This window comes from Pseudomonas sp. A1230 (assembly GCF_044218825.1).
Taxonomy (GTDB): Bacteria; Pseudomonadota; Gammaproteobacteria; order Pseudomonadales; family Pseudomonadaceae; genus Aquipseudomonas; species Aquipseudomonas iridis.
Map to the genome: position 1 here is coordinate 342,645 of NZ_CP162582.1, position 18,901 is coordinate 361,545.

General features: G+C 59.2%; 20 protein-coding genes. 18 read left to right on the forward strand and 2 right to left on the reverse strand.

Translation table 11 applies throughout. The features are described 5' to 3' along the window. Window positions 1-17 precede the first annotated feature (17 nt). The gene (locus tag AB4P97_RS01550; RefSeq protein ID WP_047300200.1) at window positions 18-887 is read left to right on the forward strand and encodes a peptidoglycan DD-metalloendopeptidase family protein; all 870 of its coding nucleotides are present in this window, start codon (window positions 18-20) and stop codon (window positions 885-887) included. Between the two features lie 106 nt (window positions 888-993). Then, window positions 994-2,004 (forward strand): RNA polymerase sigma factor RpoS, encoded by a 1,011-nt coding sequence (gene rpoS / locus AB4P97_RS01555; RefSeq protein ID WP_047299921.1) that lies wholly within the window; start codon window positions 994-996, stop codon window positions 2,002-2,004. A gap of 521 nt (window positions 2,005-2,525) precedes the next feature. Here rpoS and fdxA read toward each other — a convergent pair. Together fdxA and mutS are read right to left on the reverse strand one after the other, a co-directional pair. Then, window positions 2,526-2,849 carry a ferredoxin FdxA gene (gene fdxA, locus AB4P97_RS01560; RefSeq protein WP_007908827.1) on the reverse strand — a complete coding sequence of 108 codons (324 nt, stop codon included), beginning with the start codon at window positions 2,847-2,849 and terminating at the stop codon, window positions 2,526-2,528. A 163-nt stretch (window positions 2,850-3,012) separates the two neighbouring features. After that, window positions 3,013-5,592 carry a DNA mismatch repair protein MutS gene (gene mutS, locus AB4P97_RS01565; RefSeq protein ID WP_395601985.1) on the reverse strand — a complete coding sequence of 860 codons (2,580 nt, stop codon included), beginning with the start codon at window positions 5,590-5,592 and terminating at the stop codon, window positions 3,013-3,015. A 202-nt stretch (window positions 5,593-5,794) separates the two neighbouring features. Here mutS and AB4P97_RS01570 point away from each other — a divergent pair, with 202 nt between their 5' ends. The 16 genes from AB4P97_RS01570 (at window position 5,795) to AB4P97_RS01645 (ending at window position 18,898) form a co-directional block, all read left to right on the forward strand. After that, on the forward strand, window positions 5,795-6,538 hold the full coding sequence (locus AB4P97_RS01570; RefSeq protein ID WP_080895993.1) for an XRE family transcriptional regulator: 744 nt from the start codon (window positions 5,795-5,797) through the stop codon (window positions 6,536-6,538). 524 nt (window positions 6,539-7,062) lie between these two features. Then, window positions 7,063-7,407 (forward strand): phage holin family protein, encoded by a 345-nt coding sequence (locus AB4P97_RS01575; RefSeq protein ID WP_042557905.1) that lies wholly within the window; start codon window positions 7,063-7,065, stop codon window positions 7,405-7,407. A 38-nt stretch (window positions 7,408-7,445) separates the two neighbouring features. Further along, window positions 7,446-7,616 carry a Com family DNA-binding transcriptional regulator gene (locus AB4P97_RS01580; RefSeq protein ID WP_080895994.1) on the forward strand — a complete coding sequence of 57 codons (171 nt, stop codon included), beginning with the start codon at window positions 7,446-7,448 and terminating at the stop codon, window positions 7,614-7,616. 25 nt (window positions 7,617-7,641) lie between these two features. Next, a complete protein-coding gene (locus AB4P97_RS01585) occupies window positions 7,642-8,484 on the forward strand; it encodes a putidacin L1 family lectin-like bacteriocin (RefSeq protein WP_042557906.1) in 843 nt (280 codons plus the stop codon). A gap of 255 nt (window positions 8,485-8,739) precedes the next feature. Continuing rightward, on the forward strand, window positions 8,740-9,324 hold the full coding sequence (locus tag AB4P97_RS01590; RefSeq protein ID WP_042557907.1) for a hypothetical protein: 585 nt from the start codon (window positions 8,740-8,742) through the stop codon (window positions 9,322-9,324). Next, entirely contained in the window at window positions 9,321-9,503 is a 183-nt protein-coding gene (locus AB4P97_RS01595; RefSeq protein WP_003222219.1) for a DUF2635 domain-containing protein, read from the forward strand. Before AB4P97_RS01590 ends, AB4P97_RS01595 begins: the two co-directional genes overlap by 4 nt. After that, window positions 9,503-10,999 carry a phage tail sheath subtilisin-like domain-containing protein gene (locus tag AB4P97_RS01600; RefSeq protein ID WP_273875135.1) on the forward strand — a complete coding sequence of 499 codons (1,497 nt, stop codon included), beginning with the start codon at window positions 9,503-9,505 and terminating at the stop codon, window positions 10,997-10,999. The genes AB4P97_RS01595 and AB4P97_RS01600 overlap by 1 nt, the downstream gene beginning before the upstream one ends. Window positions 11,000-11,066: 67 nt before the next feature. After that, window positions 11,067-11,414: a phage tail tube protein gene (locus AB4P97_RS01605; protein WP_042557909.1), complete on the forward strand. Its 348-nt coding sequence runs from the start codon at window positions 11,067-11,069 to the stop codon at window positions 11,412-11,414. Then, a complete protein-coding gene (locus AB4P97_RS01610; protein ID WP_007908778.1) occupies window positions 11,411-11,707 on the forward strand; it encodes a phage tail assembly protein in 297 nt (98 codons plus the stop codon). Before AB4P97_RS01605 ends, AB4P97_RS01610 begins: the two co-directional genes overlap by 4 nt. A 130-nt stretch (window positions 11,708-11,837) precedes the next feature. After that, entirely contained in the window at window positions 11,838-13,958 is a 2,121-nt protein-coding gene (locus AB4P97_RS01615) for a hypothetical protein (protein ID WP_395601986.1), read from the forward strand. Beyond that, the gene (locus AB4P97_RS01620) at window positions 13,945-15,180 is read left to right on the forward strand and encodes a DNA circularization protein (protein WP_047299941.1); all 1,236 of its coding nucleotides are present in this window, start codon (window positions 13,945-13,947) and stop codon (window positions 15,178-15,180) included. The genes AB4P97_RS01615 and AB4P97_RS01620 overlap by 14 nt, the downstream gene beginning before the upstream one ends. A gap of 3 nt (window positions 15,181-15,183) precedes the next feature. After that, window positions 15,184-16,227 carry a phage baseplate assembly protein gene (locus AB4P97_RS01625; protein WP_395601987.1) on the forward strand — a complete coding sequence of 348 codons (1,044 nt, stop codon included), beginning with the start codon at window positions 15,184-15,186 and terminating at the stop codon, window positions 16,225-16,227. A gap of 140 nt (window positions 16,228-16,367) precedes the next feature. Beyond that, on the forward strand, window positions 16,368-16,877 hold the full coding sequence (locus AB4P97_RS01630; protein ID WP_042557912.1) for a phage baseplate assembly protein V: 510 nt from the start codon (window positions 16,368-16,370) through the stop codon (window positions 16,875-16,877). After that, window positions 16,877-17,275, forward strand: a complete 399-nt coding sequence (locus AB4P97_RS01635; protein WP_042557913.1) for a phage GP46 family protein — start codon at window positions 16,877-16,879, stop codon at window positions 17,273-17,275. Before AB4P97_RS01630 ends, AB4P97_RS01635 begins: the two co-directional genes overlap by 1 nt. Then, window positions 17,265-18,311, forward strand: coding sequence for a baseplate J/gp47 family protein (locus tag AB4P97_RS01640; protein ID WP_047299944.1), 1,047 nt, complete (start codon window positions 17,265-17,267; stop codon window positions 18,309-18,311). The genes AB4P97_RS01635 and AB4P97_RS01640 overlap by 11 nt, the downstream gene beginning before the upstream one ends. Further along, window positions 18,299-18,898, forward strand: coding sequence for a YmfQ family protein (locus AB4P97_RS01645; protein ID WP_042557915.1), 600 nt, complete (start codon window positions 18,299-18,301; stop codon window positions 18,896-18,898). The genes AB4P97_RS01640 and AB4P97_RS01645 overlap by 13 nt, the downstream gene beginning before the upstream one ends. The last annotated feature ends 3 nt before the right edge of the window (window positions 18,899-18,901 follow it).

Sequence of the window (18,901 nt, forward strand, 5' to 3'; positions counted from 1 at the left end):
CACAAAGGGAGCGGCGGGTGAGTCTCACTGTCATTGCGCAGCGTATGGGTAACACGAGCTTTCAGCGCCTGGTGACTGGCCTTGTCTTGAGCACCTTGCTGGTGGGTTGCTCCAGCACCAAATCGAGCAATGTCCGGGTAGTCGATCGCAACGGCGCGGCCGCACAGCGTCCTACCGTGACGACCGGTCAATATGTAGTCCGTCCGGGCGATACGATGTTTTCCATCGCATTTCGCTACGGCTGGGACTACAAAGCCCTCGCGGCGCGGAACAATATTCCTACGCCGTATACGATCCATCCGGGTCAGACAATTCGCTTCGACGGGCGTACCGGTTCAACGTCGACTGCCGTGGTGAGCAGCGCCAGTTCTTCGCCATCATCGTCCAGCAAAACCACGGTAATCCGGCGCCAGGCAAATGGCACAACGACCACCACAACCCGCGGTTCTGCTGGGGCTGTACCGTCCGTCGCCAACAAGCAAACCCCGGCTCCAATGCCTCCAGCCGGTCCAGCCCCGACCGGCTGGGGATGGCCATCTAATGGCATTCTGATTGGTAAATTCTCTTCAAACGGTAGTTTGAATAAAGGAATTGATATCGCCGGGGATTTGGGACAGCCTGTTTTAGCTGCGTCTGATGGGACGGTGGTTTACGCCGGGAGTGGCTTAAGGGGCTACGGCGAATTAGTCATCATCAAACACAGCGAAACCTACGTCAGTGCTTACGGACATAACCGCAGGCTGTTGGTTCGGGAGGGACAGCAGGTCAAAGTCGGACAGACAATTGCCGAAATGGGGTCAACGGGTACAGACCGGGTGAAACTGCATTTTGAGATTCGCCGACAAGGTAAACCAGTAGATCCGCTGCAGTTCCTGCCAAGGCGTTGATTTGCAATCCAGCCTGTTCCGTCGCGTAGAGGGGACAGGCTCCAGCGTTGCCAAGGATAGAGGCGTCGCTTGAGCTTGGGGTCGAACTCACCAAAGGACTATAACAATGGCTCTCAGTAAAGAAGTGCCGGAGTTTGACATCGACGATGAGGTTCTCCTTATGGAGGCCGGCATCGATTCGGAATCTTCGATGTCGAATGATGAAGGGGCTGCTCCACCTTCCGTTCGTTCCAAATCCAAACAATCTGCTTCACTCAAACAACATAAATACATCGATTACACTCGGGCACTCGATGCCACGCAGTTGTATCTCAACGAAATCGGCTTTTCCCCATTGCTCTCCCCCGAGGAAGAAGTTCATTTTGCGCGCTTGTCGCAAAGTGGCGATCCGGCCGGGCGCAAGCGCATGATTGAAAGTAACCTGCGGCTGGTGGTGAAAATCGCCCGGCGTTACGTCAATCGGGGGCTGTCGTTGCTGGATCTGATTGAAGAGGGCAACCTCGGCTTGATCCGCGCGGTAGAAAAGTTCGACCCCGAGCGCGGCTTCCGCTTCTCGACCTACGCGACCTGGTGGATTCGTCAGACCATCGAGCGCGCGATCATGAATCAGACCCGGACCATCCGGTTGCCGATCCATGTGGTCAAGGAGCTCAATGTGTACCTGCGGGCTGCACGGGAGTTGACGCAGAAACTCGACCACGAACCTTCACCCGAAGAAATCGCCAACCTGCTGGAAAAACCGGTAGGTGAGGTCAAGCGCATGCTGGGCCTGAACGAGCGCGTTTCTTCGGTCGACGTCTCGCTGGGTCCGGATTCGGATAAAACCCTGCTGGACACACTTACCGATGATCGTCCGACCGATCCATGCGAACTGCTGCAGGACGATGACCTGTCGCAGAGCATCGATCAATGGCTGTCGGAACTGACCGACAAGCAGCGCGAGGTGGTCATTCGCCGCTTCGGCCTGCGCGGCCACGAGAGCAGCACGCTGGAAGATGTAGGCCTGGAGATCGGCCTGACCCGGGAACGGGTAAGACAGATCCAGGTAGAAGGCCTCAAGCGCCTTCGCGAAATCCTTGAAAAGAATGGCCTGTCGAGCGAGTCGCTGTTTCAGTAAGCGCTTCAAACGACCACCCGCAAAAAGCCCCGACTGGTTCGGGGTTTTTTGTTGCCTGGAGTTCGCGTCGAATCTCGGCCCGAGCCTTCGGCAGCTCCTACAAAAGCTATCGGTCGAGATTTGTAGTCTCTCTCTGTAAGCCTTTTCTTACTGTTTCGTAAGTGTTCGTTATTTTTACACGGTCGAAGGCGTCTGTTTTTTAATGGGATGTTTTTAACCTATTGATTAATATGATTATTTTTTAATATGAAGCGTTTGTGACGGACCGTTTGAGCGCTCAGGACGCATTGCTCTTGCCGGGAAATTCTCTAGTATCGGGGTTGTGTCGACGGACAGACACGCCCTTCAAGGAAGAGGGGAATGGACATCGCAGGATGCGATTCATCAGGACGATGAAAGGGAACACAGGGAATAGGGAAAAATGTGGGCGGGTCAAACCGCCCCTTTTTTTGTCTGCAAAAAAGTAAAAACCGCAAAAGCAAAAAGGCCCGCAAGGGGCCTTTTTTCGAGCGCGTTACAGATCAGCGTTCGAGATCTTTGATCTTGCCTTTGACGCCATCCCACTCTTCGGCATCCGGCAGCGATTCTTTCTTCTCGGTGATGTTCGGCCAGATTTCCGCCAACTCAACGTTCAGCTGGATGAATTCCTGCATCTCTTCCGGAACTTCGTCCTCGGAGAAAATGGCTACGGCCGGGCATTCTGGTTCGCACAGGGCGCAGTCGATGCACTCATCCGGGTGAATCACCAGGAAGTTCGGGCCTTCGTAAAAGCAGTCCACCGGACAGACTTCTACGCAGTCGGTGTACTTGCACTTGATGCAGTTGTCGGTGACGACGAAGGTCATTTCTAGTTCTCTCCTCAGGCGGCGGCAGCGTTGCCCCTTCACGGTTGGGGTCGCCAGGTTCGGGAGCGATGTCTGCTGGCCAGGCTATTAGCCAGCAGCATCCCAAACCGCGCGAGATTCTAACAGCTTGAAGCCGTTTGCGTTATATCCGGTTCTTCAGTGCTTATATCCGGTTCTTCAGCGCATAGAGCATTTCCAGAGCACGACGCGGCGTCATGTCGTCAATGTCCAGTTTAGCCAGCTCATCCAACACCGGGTGCGGCAAACTGGCGAACATATCGCTTTGTTGCGGCGCTGCGGGTTTTCCCTTGACCGGTTTCGGCGCTTCATGGGGCAGCGCGGTCTCTTCCAGTCGACTCAGATGTTCCCGCGCCCGCACGATGACTTCGCTCGGTACGCCCGCCAGTTGTGCGACGGCCAGGCCGTAGCTCTGACTTGCAGGCCCTGGCAGCACATGGTGCAGGAACACGATGCGCTCGTTATGTTCGGTCGCGTTGAGGTGGACGTTGGCCACCAACGGCTCGGCTTCCGGCAACACAGTCAGTTCGAAATAGTGCGTGGCGAACAGCGTGTAGGCGCGCAGATGCGCCAAGCGCTCGGCAGCAGCCCAGGCCAGCGACAGGCCGTCGAAGGTGCTCGTACCGCGTCCGACTTCGTCCATCAGCACCAGACTGCGTTCGGTGGCGTTGTGCAGGATGTTGGCGGTTTCGCTCATTTCTACCATGAAGGTCGAACGGCCACCGGCCAGGTCATCACTGGAACCGATTCGGGTGAAGATCCGGTCAACCAACGACAGTTCGCAACTGGCCGCCGGCACGAAGCTGCCGATGTGTGCCAGCAGCACGATCAAAGCAGTTTGACGCATGTAGGTGGATTTACCGCCCATGTTCGGGCCGGTGATCACCAGCATCCGCGTGTTGTCATCCAGACTCAAGTCATTGGCCACGAACGGCGTGGTCAGGACTTGCTCGACTACCGGGTGACGACCCTGAGTGATGCGCATGCACGGCTCGCTGACGAACCGCGGGCAGTTCAGATCCAGATTCAGTGCGCGTTCGGCGAGGTTGCTCAGCACGTCCAGCTCGGCCAGCGCGCTGGCAGTGTCCTGCAGCGGTGGCAACTGGCTGATCAGATCTTCCAGCAGCGCCTCATAGAGCATCTTTTCACGAGCGAGGGCGCGGCTCTTGGCCGACAGCGCCTTGTCTTCGAACTCTTTCAGCTCTGGCGTGATGAAACGCTCGGCACCTTTCAAGGTCTGGCGACGGATGTAATCCGCCGGTGCCGATTCGGCTTGCTTGCTCGGCAACTCGATGAAGTAGCCGTGAATACGGTTGTAGCCGACTTTCAGGTGGGACAGCCCGGTGCGAGCCTTTTCCCGGGCTTCCAGATCGATCAGGAACTGGCCGGCGTTTTCGCTCAGCGATTGCAACTCGTCGAGTTCGCTGTCGTAACCGGTCTTCAACACGCCGCCGTCACGGATCACCGCAGGCGGGTTGTCGATAATGGCTTTTTGCAGCAGTGCCGCCAGTTCCGGGTAAGTGCTGGTGGTCGTCGCCAGGCTTTGCAGGTGCGGTGCTTCCAGATCGGTCATCGCTACTTGCAGTTCAGGCAGCGCACCAAGGGCATCGCGCAGGCGCGCGAGGTCACGCGGACGCGCATTGCGCAGGCCGATTCGCGCGAGAATCCGCTCGATGTCGCCGATTTCCTTGAGTTGCGGCTGCAGTTTTTCGAAACGATAGCGGTCGAGCAGGCAAGTGATCGATGTCTGACGCGCCAGCAGTACGGTCAGATCACGCAGCGGACGGTTCAGCCAACGGGTCAGCAAACGGCTGCCCATGGCGGTCTGGCAGCGATCAACCACCGATTGCAGGGTGTTGTCGCGGCCCCCTGCCAGGTTGGTGTCGAGCTCCAGATTGCGCCGGCTCGCGCCGTCGAGCACAACGGTGTCATCGAGACGTTCGTGGCGCAGGCTGCGCAGGTGGGGCAGGGCGGTGCGCTGGGTTTCCTTGGCGTAGGCCAGCAGGCAACCGGCAGCGCCGATGGCCAGTGTCAGGTTTTCGCAACCGAAGCCTTTCAGATCCTGGGTGGAAAATTGCTGACAGAGACTTTTCAGCGCCGAATCACGCTCAAAATCCCACGGCGCACGACGCCGCACGCCACGGCGTTTTTCCGCCGGCAGATCCCTCGGCCAGTCATCCGGGATCATCAGTTCCACCGGGTTGACCCGCTCCAGCTCGGCCAGCAGATTTTCCCAGCCCTTGATTTCCAGCACGGTGAAGTTGCCGCTGGTGATGTCCAGCACCGCCAGACCAAACAGGCGCTCGTCACCCAGTACAGCGGCGATCAGGTTGTCGCGGCGCTCATCGAGCAGTGCCTCGTCACTGACCGTGCCCGGCGTGATGATTCGCACCACTTGACGATCAACCGGCCCTTTACTGGTGGCCGGATCGCCAACCTGCTCGCAGATCACGACCGACTCGCCAAGCTTGACCAGTTTCGCCAGGTAACCTTCTGCGGCGTGGTAAGGAATCCCGCACATAGGAATCGCCTGTCCCGCCGATTGCCCGCGCGCAGTCAGCGTGATGTCGAGCAGCTTGGCGGCCTTCTTCGCGTCTTCATAGAAGATCTCGTAGAAGTCACCCATGCGGTAGAACATCAGCTGATCCGGGTGCTGATTCTTCAGGCGCCAGTATTGCTGCATCATCGGGGTGTGGGAGGACAGATCGGAGACGGCTTTATTCATCGGATTGTCAGGCAACTCGTTAAAAGATGTAGGGCAAAAGCGGGGACAACGACCGGGCTTTTCCGCGATGGGCGCAAGGTTACCATGGGGAGTCTGCTCGACGCAGGCATCGCGGGTCGCTGTGTATTTCCTTCGTCGAAAAGTCGCTATATGCATTGATTATGCAAATCAGCATTTGTCTTGGCGAATAACTTCAAGCATTATGCGCGTTATGCAAAAACGCAACGTATCCTCCGTCTTAAGAGCACTGCTCGATCAGCACGGGATCTCCCCCACGGAGCTCCACCGTCGCACCGGCGTGCCTCAATCCACTCTCTCGCGGATTCTCAGCGGGAAGATCGTCGATCCTTCGGATAAACATATTTCGAAGATCGCCGAGTACTTCGCCGTGAGCACCGATCAGTTGCGCGGGCGCGCGGATGTCGCGCCGTCGGCGGGTGCCGGGCGCGGTGACGTACACGCAGAACTCAAGGACATAATGCTGTGGGACGACGACACACCTGTCGATGACGACGAGGTGTCGGTGCCGTTTCTTCGCGAGGTTGAATTGGCAGCAGGATCAGGAAGATTCGTCATCGAAGAGAGCGAACGCTCTAGCCTGCGCTTCGGCAAGCGCAGCCTGCGCCATAACGGCGTGCAGTTCGACCAGGCCAAATGCGTGACCGTGCGCGGCAACAGCATGTTGCCGGTACTGCGTGACGGCGCCACGGTCGGCGTGAACGCGGGCAAGTGCGGCATCGGCGACATCATTGATGGTGATCTGTACGCGATCAACCACAACGGCCAGTTGCGGGTGAAGCAGCTTTATCGCTTGCCTACCGGGATTCGACTGCGCAGCTTCAATCGTGACGAGCACCCTGACGAGGACTACAGCTTCCAGGAAATCCAGGAGGAGCAAATCGTCATCCTCGGTCACGTCTTCTGGTGGGGCATGTACGCCCGGTAATCACAACGCTTTCAGATAAAACCCGCCATCGGCGGGTTTTTTTTCGCCCGTCAAAAACCCTTGGAACCTTGATCCATGCGGCTTTCATGCGCCCATGCATTTATCGCGCACAAATAAATGCATTTACGCATTGACTGTATATGCATCCATGCATATTATTGCCACCAAGCCGCTCGACAAAGCGGCTGGAAACGAAAGCTCTTTAGTTCCACAAGAACAGGCAGCGATGAACCGGCCTCAACGGTTCAGAGGGTTGGCAACTGACCCGGGTGTGCAGCGTAAAACACCACAAGCAGTTATCCGGCGGGCAGGGACCGCGGTCGGAAAAACAATTTGAATGGACTCGTACCGCGCCAGTAGCGCCGAAAAGTCAGCTTCCTTTATGAACACAGGATTTAAAGGAAGGCGAAGGAGCGCATTACTGAAAAGCCCGGCGAATGGCCGGGCTTTTTGGAATGCCTACCTCAAGAGAAAACGATTGAACCCAACACATACCACTCATCCATCACACCAGGAGGCGTGACATGACAAGCGAGCAACAAGCGCTGGCAGAAATGCCGATCTGGCTGGTCATCCTCCTTGCCGTAGTGGGCGGGGTGTCCGGCGAAATGTGGCGTGCCGATAAAGAGGGCGCCCGTGGCTGGTCACTGCTGCGGCGCCTGGCCCTGCGCTCCGGCGCCTGCATGATCTGCGGCGTGTCGGCGATCATGCTGCTGTATGCCGCAGGGTTGTCGATCTGGGCCGCCGGTGCGTTCGGTTGCCTGACCGCCATGGCCGGCGCCGACGTGGCCATCGGTCTATACGAACGCTGGGCCGCCAAGCGCATCGGCGTCTGCGAAGTTCCTTCAGGCAATGACAACAAGGAGTAGTGCACAAACATCGACGCATCTGATACGGAGGTCAATTCATGCTCAGCGATTTTCGTTGCGGCCAATGCAACCGCCTGCTGGCCAGAGTAGATACAGTATTTCAAGTTCAAATCAAATGTCCTCGATGCAGGACACTGAATTATGCGAGGGCCAACAATCCTCGCAACCCGCCTGTGAGCGAACCGACAGCTACAGACTGCAAACAATAATTTATCGAGCAATAGGTGAAACTCTATGGCAACGCTACCTCGTTATCCGTTTACTGAAAATGGCAGCTCGGTTTTGCTACCTCTGCATGAGATGTCTGCCGGGCAATATCTTCAGTCGCCGGACAAACGCTTCAGGCTGGATGTTCAGGCCGATGGCAATCTAGTGATCTACGATGGTGCCACTGCGGTTTGGGTGGCAACTGCCGGTCAACCGTTTACCTCTTCGGGAAAGCAGATTGATAAATCAAAGATATATTTTTATCTGATGTACTACGCCTTTCTTAACGATCCAACTCACGGGCGTATGTGGGGTACCGCAAACAGCACGCCACTCAATAATGACATTTGGGGCGCTTACGTTCGGACCTACCTCTCGTTACAGAATGACGGCAACCTCGTTGTGACTGACTCGGTACCCGTGTGGGCCAGTAACTCCGCCATTCCGATCAGTCCAGTGGTGGAGTCCATCTACATTCCGACCGGTACCACGCTCGAAGTGGACCGACGTTATGTAGTGGGGGGCACGACCCTGGTCTTCCAATCCGACGGCAACCTGGTCGTTTCGAATGGTCCGCTCGGTGTGCTATGGGCGAGCTGGACGCAAAACAAAGGTGCCACTCGTGCAGTCATGCAGGAGGACGGTAACTTCGTTATTTATGGTCAAGACAATACGCCACTTTGGTTTACCGGCACGGCTGGCAAGCCGGGTGCGATGGCCAAGATACAGGCTAATGGCAGTTTCTCGATTATCAGCGAGAAACCGGTGTGGGCACGATTTGGTTTTACGCCGACCATTCTGCCGAAACGGGTTTTCCATTGGGATGGCGGTGCGTGGAGTACTTATGATCGTCCTGTCTGGACGTTTTAATCAGTTATCGCTGATGCATGCCCCGCGTAATTGCGGGGCAACTTTTTAGCGCTTGAAACTTGGCCCTCCGTCGCAAATTTTTTCTATCAAATCTTTTTTTCATGCTGCTGAACACCTGATCACCGGCAACCGCGTCAGCCTGCCCGCGATAGCGGCGGCTCATACACTTCGAATTCGAATGTGGCAACGCCACCGCGAGCAGGCTTACTCCTCCATTGTGTCCTGCGATAACTCCCCCGACTCAGGAACACCCCCATGAAGATCACCCCGATCCTCACGCAGTTGCGTGCGCAATGCCCCAGCCTGGCCAGTCACATTGCGGTAGGTGTTGATCTGGCATTGCTGCAAGGCAATTCCGATCTGCCGACACCCTCGGCCCATGTGCTGCCAATGGCCGATGTCGCCAGTAGCAGCACCGCACAAAACCTCATCACTCAACCGATCCGCGACCGCTTCGAAATCGTCCTCGTGCTTGATGCCACCGACGCTACAAAAGCGCTGGATCTGTTGCATGACCTGCGCGGCGAACTGTGGCGCGCGCTGGTGGGGTTCAAGCCTGACAACGACTACAACGCCATCGTTTATGACGGCGGCGAAATGGTCGCGATCGACAGCAGCCGCGTGTTTTACCGGCTGCGCTTTTTTGCCGAGTTCCAGCTCGGTCGCAATCTGCCAAGTCAGCCTGCGGAGAGTTGGCACGAACGTGAACTGGACGGTTTGTCGTCCTTTACCGGGGCCACCGTGCGAGTCGATGCGATCGACCCCGCCGACCCCAACCTGAAACGCCCGGGCCCCGATGGGCGCGTGGAACTGACTTTCTCTGCAGAGGTAACCCCATGAGCAATCGCATCACCGTACTGCCGGCCGCTGGCCGTGCTGTGCCTGACCCGGAGGCGGGCGATCTGCTGCCCCTCGAAGGCCGTGAAGTGCTGGACAGCGCCTGGTGGCGCCGACGTCTGGCCGACGGCGATATCACACTCAAAACCGCAAAAGCGGCTAAACCACAGGGAGCCAAATAATGGCGATCGGATTCAGCAACATCCCCGCGGACATTCGTGTACCGCTGTTCTATGCCGAAATGGACAACTCGGCCGCCAATAGCGCGAGCTCGACCATGCGCCGTTTGATCGTCGCCCAGGTCAACGACAACGTCGCCCCGAGTGAAGTCGGCAAACTGGTGCTGGTCTCCAGCGTTGCACTGGCGAAAAGCATTGGTGGTCAGGGCTCGATGCTCGCCTCGATGTACGAGACCTTCCGCAAGGCCGACCCGATCGGCGAGATCTGGTGCCTGCCGCTGCACAACACTGAAGGCGCCGTCGCCAAAGGCGTGCTGACCCTGACCGGCACCGCGACTCAGGCGGGTCTGCTCAATCTGTATGTCGGCGGCGTGCGTGTGCAAGCCACCGTGGTCAACGGCGCAACCGCCGCTCAGGCAGCCACTGCGCTGGCGCAGAAAATCAATGCCAGTGCCGATCTCCCGGTGAGTGCGGCAGCGGCCGAAGGTGTGGTCACCCTGTCTGCCAAATGGACTGGCGACAGCGGCAATGACATCAGCCTGCAATTCAATCGCCTGGGCAAGAGCAACGGCGAAGAAACCCCGGCTGGCCTGACCAGCGCAGTCACCGCCATGACCGGCGGCGCCGGCGTGCCCGATCAGATCGCTGCTGTCGCGGCACTGGGTGACGAGCCGTTCGAGTTCATCGCACTGCCGTGGTCGGATCTGGCCACCCTCAACACCTGGCAAGCGGTCATGGATGACAGCACCGGTCGCTGGTCCTGGGCCAAGCAACTGTTCGGTCACGTCTACAGCGCCAAACGCGGCACCGTCGGCACTCTGGTCGCTGCAGGCCAGGCGCGTAATGATCAGCACATGACCATTCAGGCGCTGGAGCCGGGCGTTCCGCAACCGGTCTGGGTACAAGCCGCCGCACTGGCTGCACGCACCTCGGTATTCATCTCCGCCGACGCCAGCCGTCCGACCCAAAGCGGCAGTCTGCCGGGTGTCGATCCGGCGCCGGCGAGCGAGCGCTTCACCCTGACCGAGCGTCAGTCGCTGCTCAACTACGGCATCGCCACCGCGTACTACGAAGGCGGCTACGTGCGCATCCAGCGTTCGATCACCACCTACCAGAAAAACGCTTACGGCCAGGCTGACAACTCCTACCTGGACAGCGAAACCATGCACCAGTCGGCGTTCATCGTGCGTCGTCTGCAAAGCGTGATCACCAGCAAGTACGGCCGGCACAAACTGGCTTCCGACGGCACCCGTTTCGGCGCCGGCCAGCCAATCGTCACCCCGAGCACCATTCGCGGTGAGCTGATCGCCCAGTACGCCAAGCTCGAACTGGAAGGCCACGTAGAAAACGCCGAACTGTTCGCCGAGCACCTGATCGTCGAGCGCGACGTGCAGGACCCGAGCCGCGTGAACGTGCTGTTCCCGCCGGATTACATCAACGGTCTGCGCGTGTTCGCACTGCTCAACCAATTCCGCCTGCAATACGACGACGCAGCCTGATCGCAGCGTTTGACGTCAAGCATTCAGCCCACCTCGCGTGGGCTTTTTTATGAAAGGGAGTAACACCATGGGTCAACTGATTGCAGGCACCTGCTACGTCAAGGTCGACGGCGCACAACTGACTATCAATGGCGGCTGCGAAGCCCCGTTGATGGCGGTCAAACGCGAAACCGTCGTACCCGGTTTCTACAAGGAAACCGACATCGCACCGTCGTTCAAAGTGACTGCGCTGCACACCCCCGACTTCCCGCTGAAGAAGCTGATCGACGGCACCGATATCACCGTCACCTGCGAATTCAGCAACGGCAAAGTCTATGTGCTGGCCGGCGCTTACCTGGTCGAAGAGCCAGTCTCCAAAGGCGATGACGCGACCATCGAACTGAAATTCGAAGGCATCAAGGGGACCTGGCAATGAGCGGCGCCGTGAAGCTTCAGGTTGCGATCGAAGCTCACGGCGAGCCCCTGACCGAACTCGTCCTGCGCCGTCCGACGGTGCAGGAAGTGCGAGCGATCAAGGCGCTGCCGTACAAGATCGACAAGAGCGAAGAAGTCAGCCTCGACATGGACGTCGCGGCCAAATACATCGCCGTGTGCGCCGGCATTCCGCCGTCGTCGGTCAACCAGTTGGATCTGGCTGACCTCAACGCGCTGAGCTGGGCCGTTGCAAGTTTTTTCATGAGTGCGGCGTCGGCGCCATCACCGACCTGATCGCCGTCGCCTATGACCTGGCCTGGTTCTGGAAGGTTGACCCCGAACAGATGATGGCCAGGCCACTGGATGTGCTCCGCGAATCGCTGGAGCACGCGCAACGGATCAATGCGATGCAGCAGGTGCAGTGATGGCGAATACAAATTTGAGCCTGATCCCGCAGAACTTTCCCGTCACGGTCAACATGCTCGTGGTGCTCAAGGGTGCCGAGAAGATGGAGACCGAGATGAAGGGGCTGCGCGGCAAGGTCGCAGCATTCAAGAAAAGCATGGAAGACAGCGGCCTCGAGCCTCTGGACGTGGCCGGCTTCATTTCTGAGGGTGGCTTGCTCAAGCCGTTTCAGGACGGCATCAAAAAAGCCATCGAGGCGCAGGATGCGCTGGCGAAGAAAGCCAGGGCACTCAAGGGGCTTAAAGTGCCGAAGGTCGTGCAGGGGGAAACCTCGGCCAACCTGGCAAAATTCAACGAAGCGCTGGACAAGATTTCGCTGAATATCGGTCAGGCGTTACTGCCAGCGGTCAACGGTATCGTCACTGCACTGACTCCAGTGATCACGTCGATTGGTCAGTTCGTCGCCAACAATCCGTATCTGGTCGAAGGGCTGGCGGCCGCTGCCGTGGCGTTCACGGTGGTGACTGTCGGGGCGATGGGGCTGGTCGGTGTGCTGGGGATTCTGGCATCGCCGATCGGCCTGATTGCAGCGGCTATTGCGGCAGCGGTGGCCATCATCGTGATTGGCGCCCGCTTGATCACCAACAACTGGGCGTCGATTTCCGGATTCTTCGGCGGGATGTGGGACTACGTCGCAGCGAAATTCAAGGCTGGAGTTGCGGCGACCGGGCAGGCGATCGATTCGATGGGCGCATCGATCAGCAAAGCGTGGGCAGAGATCGGTGCGGACTTTAATGCCGGAGTCGACAGTATCGGAAAATACTACGACGACTTGGTGGCGAAGGTGCGAGCGGGTATCGACAAGCTCAAGGCGAAGTTCGATTTTTCGCCGAGTGAGGTGTGGAACAAGGCACTGGCGAAAGCCAGCAGTGTCGTCAGTGATTTCTTCGCCAGCACCATGGCGGATGCGCAAGCAGGTATCGACAAGCTCAGGGCGAAGTTCGATTTCTCACCGCGTGAGGTGTGGAACAAGGCACTGGCGAAAGCCAGCAGTGTTGTCAGTGATTTCTTCGCCAGCACGATGGCGGATGCGCAAGCGGGGATCGACAAGCTCAAGGCGAAGTTCGATTTCTCACCGCGTGAGGTGTGGAACAAGGCACTGGCGAAAGCCAGCAGTGTTGTCAGTGATTTCTTCGCCAGCACGATGGCGGATGCGCAAGCGGGGATCGACAAGCTCAAGGCGAAGTTCGATTTCTCTCCGAGCGAGGTGATGAGCAAGGCACTGGCAACCGCGAGCAGTGTCGTCAGTGATTTCTTCGCAGGCGCACAGGCCAAAGCTGGCGCCGGTGTGGAAGCGCTCAAAGCGAAGTTCAACTGGTCACCGGTGCAGACGATTACTGGCGCCTGGGGCTCGCTGACCACTGTGTTTGGCAATCTTGTGGGTGGTGTTGCAGGTAACGCGACTGCGCAGTGGGAACAGGTCAAAGCGATTTTTACGCAATCGCCTGTGGCAATGATTGAATCCGCGTGGCAGCCCGTGACCGGAGTGTTTTCGGCGCTTTGGGATGTCCTGCAGGCTTCGATGGCCGTGCTGCAGGACAACCTGCGCAGCGTGTTCGACGTATTGCCCGTGGAGTCGGCAACGGCGGCCTGGAATGGCGTGACCGGGTATTTTTCCGGTTTGTGGGCATCGTTGACCTCGGATGCACAATCGGTAAAAGGCATGTTTGGCGATCTGTTCAGTCAGTCGCCGCTGGAGTCGATCCAGCAAACATGGCAGCCAGTGCTGAGCTGGTTCGGTGAGATGTGGACAAAGCTGCAAGGCATCTTCGGACAGGTCAGAGAACTGCTCGGTGGCAACTTCTCCGGCGTCTTCGCGACCCTCACGGGCACTAGCACAGCCGCACCTGCGGGGAGCGCGGCGCTGAATAGCACGTTGCCGCAATCTTCCAGCGCCCTGATCCAGCAAAGCGCCGCCAACAACCGCACGCAACTCGAGGGCGGCCTCACCGTGCGCTTCGAAAATGCGCCGGCCGGGCTGCGTACCGATCAACCGCAAACCAATCAACCGGGCCTGGCGCTGTCGTCGCGCATCGGCTATCGCTCACTGTCGGCAGGAGGTTCCAATGAACTGGCGTGACCGCTTGTTGCCGGCATCCTTTCGCGGTGTCGGGTTCTGGATCGATCAGGCGAAAACCCCGGTCGGTCGCAAAGGTCAGTTGCATGAATATCCGCAGCGTGACCTGCCGTTTTTCGAGGATCTCGGCCAGCAGGCCCGGACTCATGAGGTGACGGCATTTATCGTCGGCGCCGATTGCCTGGAGCAGCGCGACAAATTGCTCAAGGCGCTGGAGGCGGGTAGCGGTGAGCTGGTGCATCCATGGCTCGGACGCGTGCAAGTCAAGGTCGGCGAGTGCGACATGACCCACACCCGCCAGGACGGTGGGTTGGTCACGTTCGCGCTGAAGTTCTATCCCGATCAGCCGTTGCCGTTTCCGACGGCAACCGTCAGTACGCAGAAAGTGTTGTTGTCCAAGGCTGACACTTTGCTGGGTTCGGCGGTGGCACGCTTCGAACAGGCGATGACCTTGATCAAGGCTGCGCGAATCGGTATCGCCAATCTGCGCAACAGCCTGACCGGGGTTTACGAAGTGATCAAGGAACAGCTCAAACCGCTGATCGAGCAGTACAAACAGATCACCGAACTGGTCAAAGCCGTCAAGGAGCTGCCCAAGGAAGTGGCGGCGGAGTTCAAGGGTTTGCTCGGCGATATCAAGGAGCTGAAGGCGTTCGCGAAGGAGGGCTACCGTGGCGTGATTGCCGACGTGTCGCAACAACTCGAAGCCATCCGCAAGGCCGATGCACCGAAGATCACCACCGGCAAGGACACCACCGCGGCGGCGCAAGCCATGGCGGATCTGGTGCAGGACACAATGCTGGTCAAAGTGGCGCAATGGGTGGCATCGATGCCGGTGGCGACCACCCCGGTGAAGCTGCAATCGACGCCATCGGTAGGCCAACAGGCGACCAGCCCGGTGGCCCGGCAGGAAGTCCCGGTCAGTGACGACATGCAGGCTCTGCGTGACGCTGTGGCCGTGGCGATCAATCCAATGCTGGACAAGGCCGACCCCGCGCACTTCCAGGCCATCAGCGATGTGAAAGAGGCGCTGATTGCGCATCTCAAGGCTGTGGCGTCGTCCGGTGTGCGGCAAGTCAGCAAATCCTTTCAGGAGAGCTTTCCGGCCGTGGTCGTGGCCTACAAGCAATTTGGCGATGCAACTCGGGTGACCGAAGTGACTCAGCGTAACGGGATATCTCATCCGGGTTTTTCGCCCAACGACGTGAAAGTCTCCGGGGAGTGAACCATGAGCGAGATGGATAACCGCGTTACGTTGATAGTCAACGACATGGAGTACGGCGGCTGGAAAAGCGTGCAAATCACGGCTGATCTTGAGCGCCAGTTTCGCACCTTCAAACTCGACATCACCTGGCAATGGCCGGGGCAGGCGGTGGATCAACGGATCAAACCGGGTGACCCCTGCGAAGTGAAAATCGGCAAGGACCTAGTGCTCACCGGTTACGTGTTCAAGGCGCCCATTACCTACGACGGTCGGCAGATCAGCCTGAGTGTCGAGGGCAGTTCCAAAACTCAGGATCTGGTCGATTGCGCCGCCACCAACCGGCCCAATCAATGGCAGGAGCAACCGTTGCTGAGCATTGTCCAGGCCTTGGCGATGGAGTATTCGTTGATGGTGGTCAACGAAATTGCCGAGACCTCGCGGCTGGCCAAGCACACGATTGTGCCGGGTGAAACGGTATTCCAGTCGATCGACCGTTTGCTCTCGTTGTTCCGGGTGTTTTCCACCGATGACGAGCAAGGCCGGCTGGTACTGGCCAAGCCCGGCAGTGGCGGGCGCGCCAGCGATGCATTGGAGTTGGGCAAGAACATCTTGTCGGCCAACGCTGCGATGGATCACAGCCAGGTGTTCTCCGAATACCGGGTGATCGGTCAGCAAAAGGGCTCGGACAAGAAGAGTGGGGCGGCCGTCAGCGAAGTTGAATCGACAGCGGCCGACCTGAGCTTCAAACGTCGACGAACCACGATCATCAACGAGGGCACCGCGCTGACTTTCGAACTGGCCCAGCAGCGCGCCCAATGGGAAAGCGCCACCCGCATGGGGCGGGCGCAAACCACCACCTATCAGGTACAGGGCTGGCGTCAGGCCAACGGCGATCTGTGGCGTCACAACACGCTGGTGAAGGTCAAGGATCCGGTGCTCGGGTTTGATGGCGACATGCTGATTTCCAAAGTGACTTATTCACTGTCGGCACAGGGCTCGGTGACAACCCTGCAGGTTGCGCCGCCGCATACCTTCGATCCTGATCCAATCCCCCCGAAAAAAACCTGAGCCCTACACCGACGCTGTGGGAGCGAGCCTGCTCGCGAAAGCGTCGGCAGCCTCAGCATCACAGTGCCTGACCCAGCGCATTCGCGAGCAGGCTCGCTCCCACATTGATCCCATTCGGGCCACTTTTTGAAGGACACCCCATGAGCCTACTGACACGCCTCCTGGCGCGCGGCACTGTCGTGCTCGCCAATTCGGCATCCAAGCTGCAATCGCTGCAAATGCGCCTCACCGCCGGCGAAGTCAACGATGACCTCGAACACTTCGAACCTTACGGCTTCACCAGCAACCCGCTGCCCGGCGCCGAAGGTGTCGTCACATTTCTGGGCGGTGACCGTTCCCACGCTATCGCCCTGGTGGTCGCCGATCGTCGCTACCGCCTGCAATCGCTCGCCAGTGGCGAAGTGGCGATTTACACCGACGAGGGCGACAAGATTCACTTCAAGCGCGGGCGGATCATCGACATCGAGACCGCCACGCTGAACATACGCGCCAGTACCGCTGTGAACTTCGATACGCCGGTGATCAACCAGACCGGAAAAATCGTGTCCACCGGCGATCAACTCGCCGGCGGCATCAGCCAGATCAAACACGTGCACGTCGGCGTGCAGGCCGGCAACGGCCAGACCGGCGCACCGGCAGGAGGCAAGTGATGTTTATCAGCCAGAACCTCCACGCCGCGCTGACCCGCGCCGTGCTCATCAGCCTGTTCAGCTGGCGTCGCGCCGCCGATGACGACGCCCTCGACGATGAAGAGCGCTACGGCTGGTGGGGCGACACTTTTCCCACCGTTGCCGACGATCGCATCGGCTCGCGTCTGTGGCTGTTGCGTCGGGTCAAGCTGACCCGACAGACCCAGATGGACGCCGAGTTTTATGCCCGCGAAGCCTTGCAATGGCTGATCGACGACGGCCATTGCAGCGCCATCGACATCATCAGCGAACGCCTCGACGCCCAGCGCCTGAACCTGCGCACGGTCCTGACCCTAGCCGACGGTGAACGTCTGGACATCAACCCCGATAACAGTTGGCAGGTGATCTATGCCGTTTGAAACCCCTTCGCTGCCGGTGCTGATCAAGCGCACCCAAAGCGACCTGGCCGGCGATTCGCTGCGCCAGTCCGATGCGCAAGTGCTGGCCCGCACCTTGGGCGGCGCCGCTTATGGTCTGTACGGTTATCTCGACTGGATCGCCGAGCAGATCCTGCCGGACAAGGCCGACGAGTCGACCCTGGAACGCATCGCCGCGCTGCGTCTGAACCAGCCGCGCAAACCCGCGCAAGTGGCCAGCGGCAGCGTCAGTTTCACCGCGACGGCCGGCGCAGTGCTGGACGTGGACACGCTGCTGCAAACGAACGACGGTCGCACGTACAAAGTGACCACGGCGCGCACCACCGCCAATGGCATCAACACCACGACCATTGCCGCGCTGGATGCCGGAAGTTTGGGTAACGCCGATGCCGGTCTGGCATTGACCCCGGTGCAGCCGATTGCCGGCATTGTCGGCAGCAGTTTTGTGGTGTTGGCGCCGGGACTCAGCGGTGGCGTGGCGCGCGAAAGTCTGGAGTCGCTGCGTTCGCGGGTGATCCGCTCCTATCGCGTCATCCCCCATGGCGGCTCGGCCAATGACTACGAGACCTGGGCGCTGGAAGTGCCGGGCGTGACCCGCGCGTGGTGCCGTGGCGGTTTGCTCGGCCCGGGCACGGTAACGGTGTTCATCATGCGTGACGACGATCCGCAACCAGTACCCAACGACGAGCAACTGGCAGAAGTTCAGGACTACATCGAACCGCTGCGCCCGGTCACCGCCGAAGTGCATGTGCAGAAGCCGATTCAAGTGCCGGTGGTGTATCGCTTCAAAAGCGTCAATCCCGACACCACCGCCGTGCGTGCCGCCGTCGAAGCGCAGTTGCGCGACTTGCACAACCGTGAAGCCGATCTTGGCGTGCCGTTGCTGATCAGCCACATCCGCGAAGCCATCAGCAGCGCTGGCGGCGAATACGATCACACGCTCACCGCACCGGTCGTCGATGTGCCCGCCGCCCCAAGTGAACTGCTCACCTTCGGAGGTTGCGTATGGGGGGCATAAGAACCGCCGCGCAATATCAGGCGCAACTTCGCGCATTGCTGCCATCGGGTCCCGCATGGGACCCGGAGCGGGTTCCGGAACTTGAAGAAGTGCTGCAAGGCGTCGCCGTCGAACTGGCGCGCCTCGACGCCCGCGCCGCCGACCTGCTCAACGAAATGGACCCGGCCGGCGTTAGTGAACTGGTGCCGGACTGGGAGCGGGTGATGAACCTGCCCGACCCGTGCCTGGGCGCCGAACCGCTGTTCGACGACCGCCGCCTCGCCGTGCGCCGGCGCTTGCTCGCGGTTGGCAGTCAGGCCGTCGGTTACTACCTCGAAATCGCCAAAAGCCAGGGTTACCCCAACGCCTCCATCACCGAACACGAAGCCCCACGCATGGGTCGTGCACGGTTCGGCGCGGCGCATTTCGGGACTTGGGAAGCGCAGTTCATGTGGACGCTCAACACCGGCGGCCGCCTGCTGCTGGGTCGACGCTTCGGGGCAAGTTACTGGGGCGAACGCTTCGGTGTAAACCCGGGCTCGGCGCTGGAATGCCTGATCCACCGCAGTGCGCCGGCGCATACCAAGGTGCACATCAACTATGACTAGGGA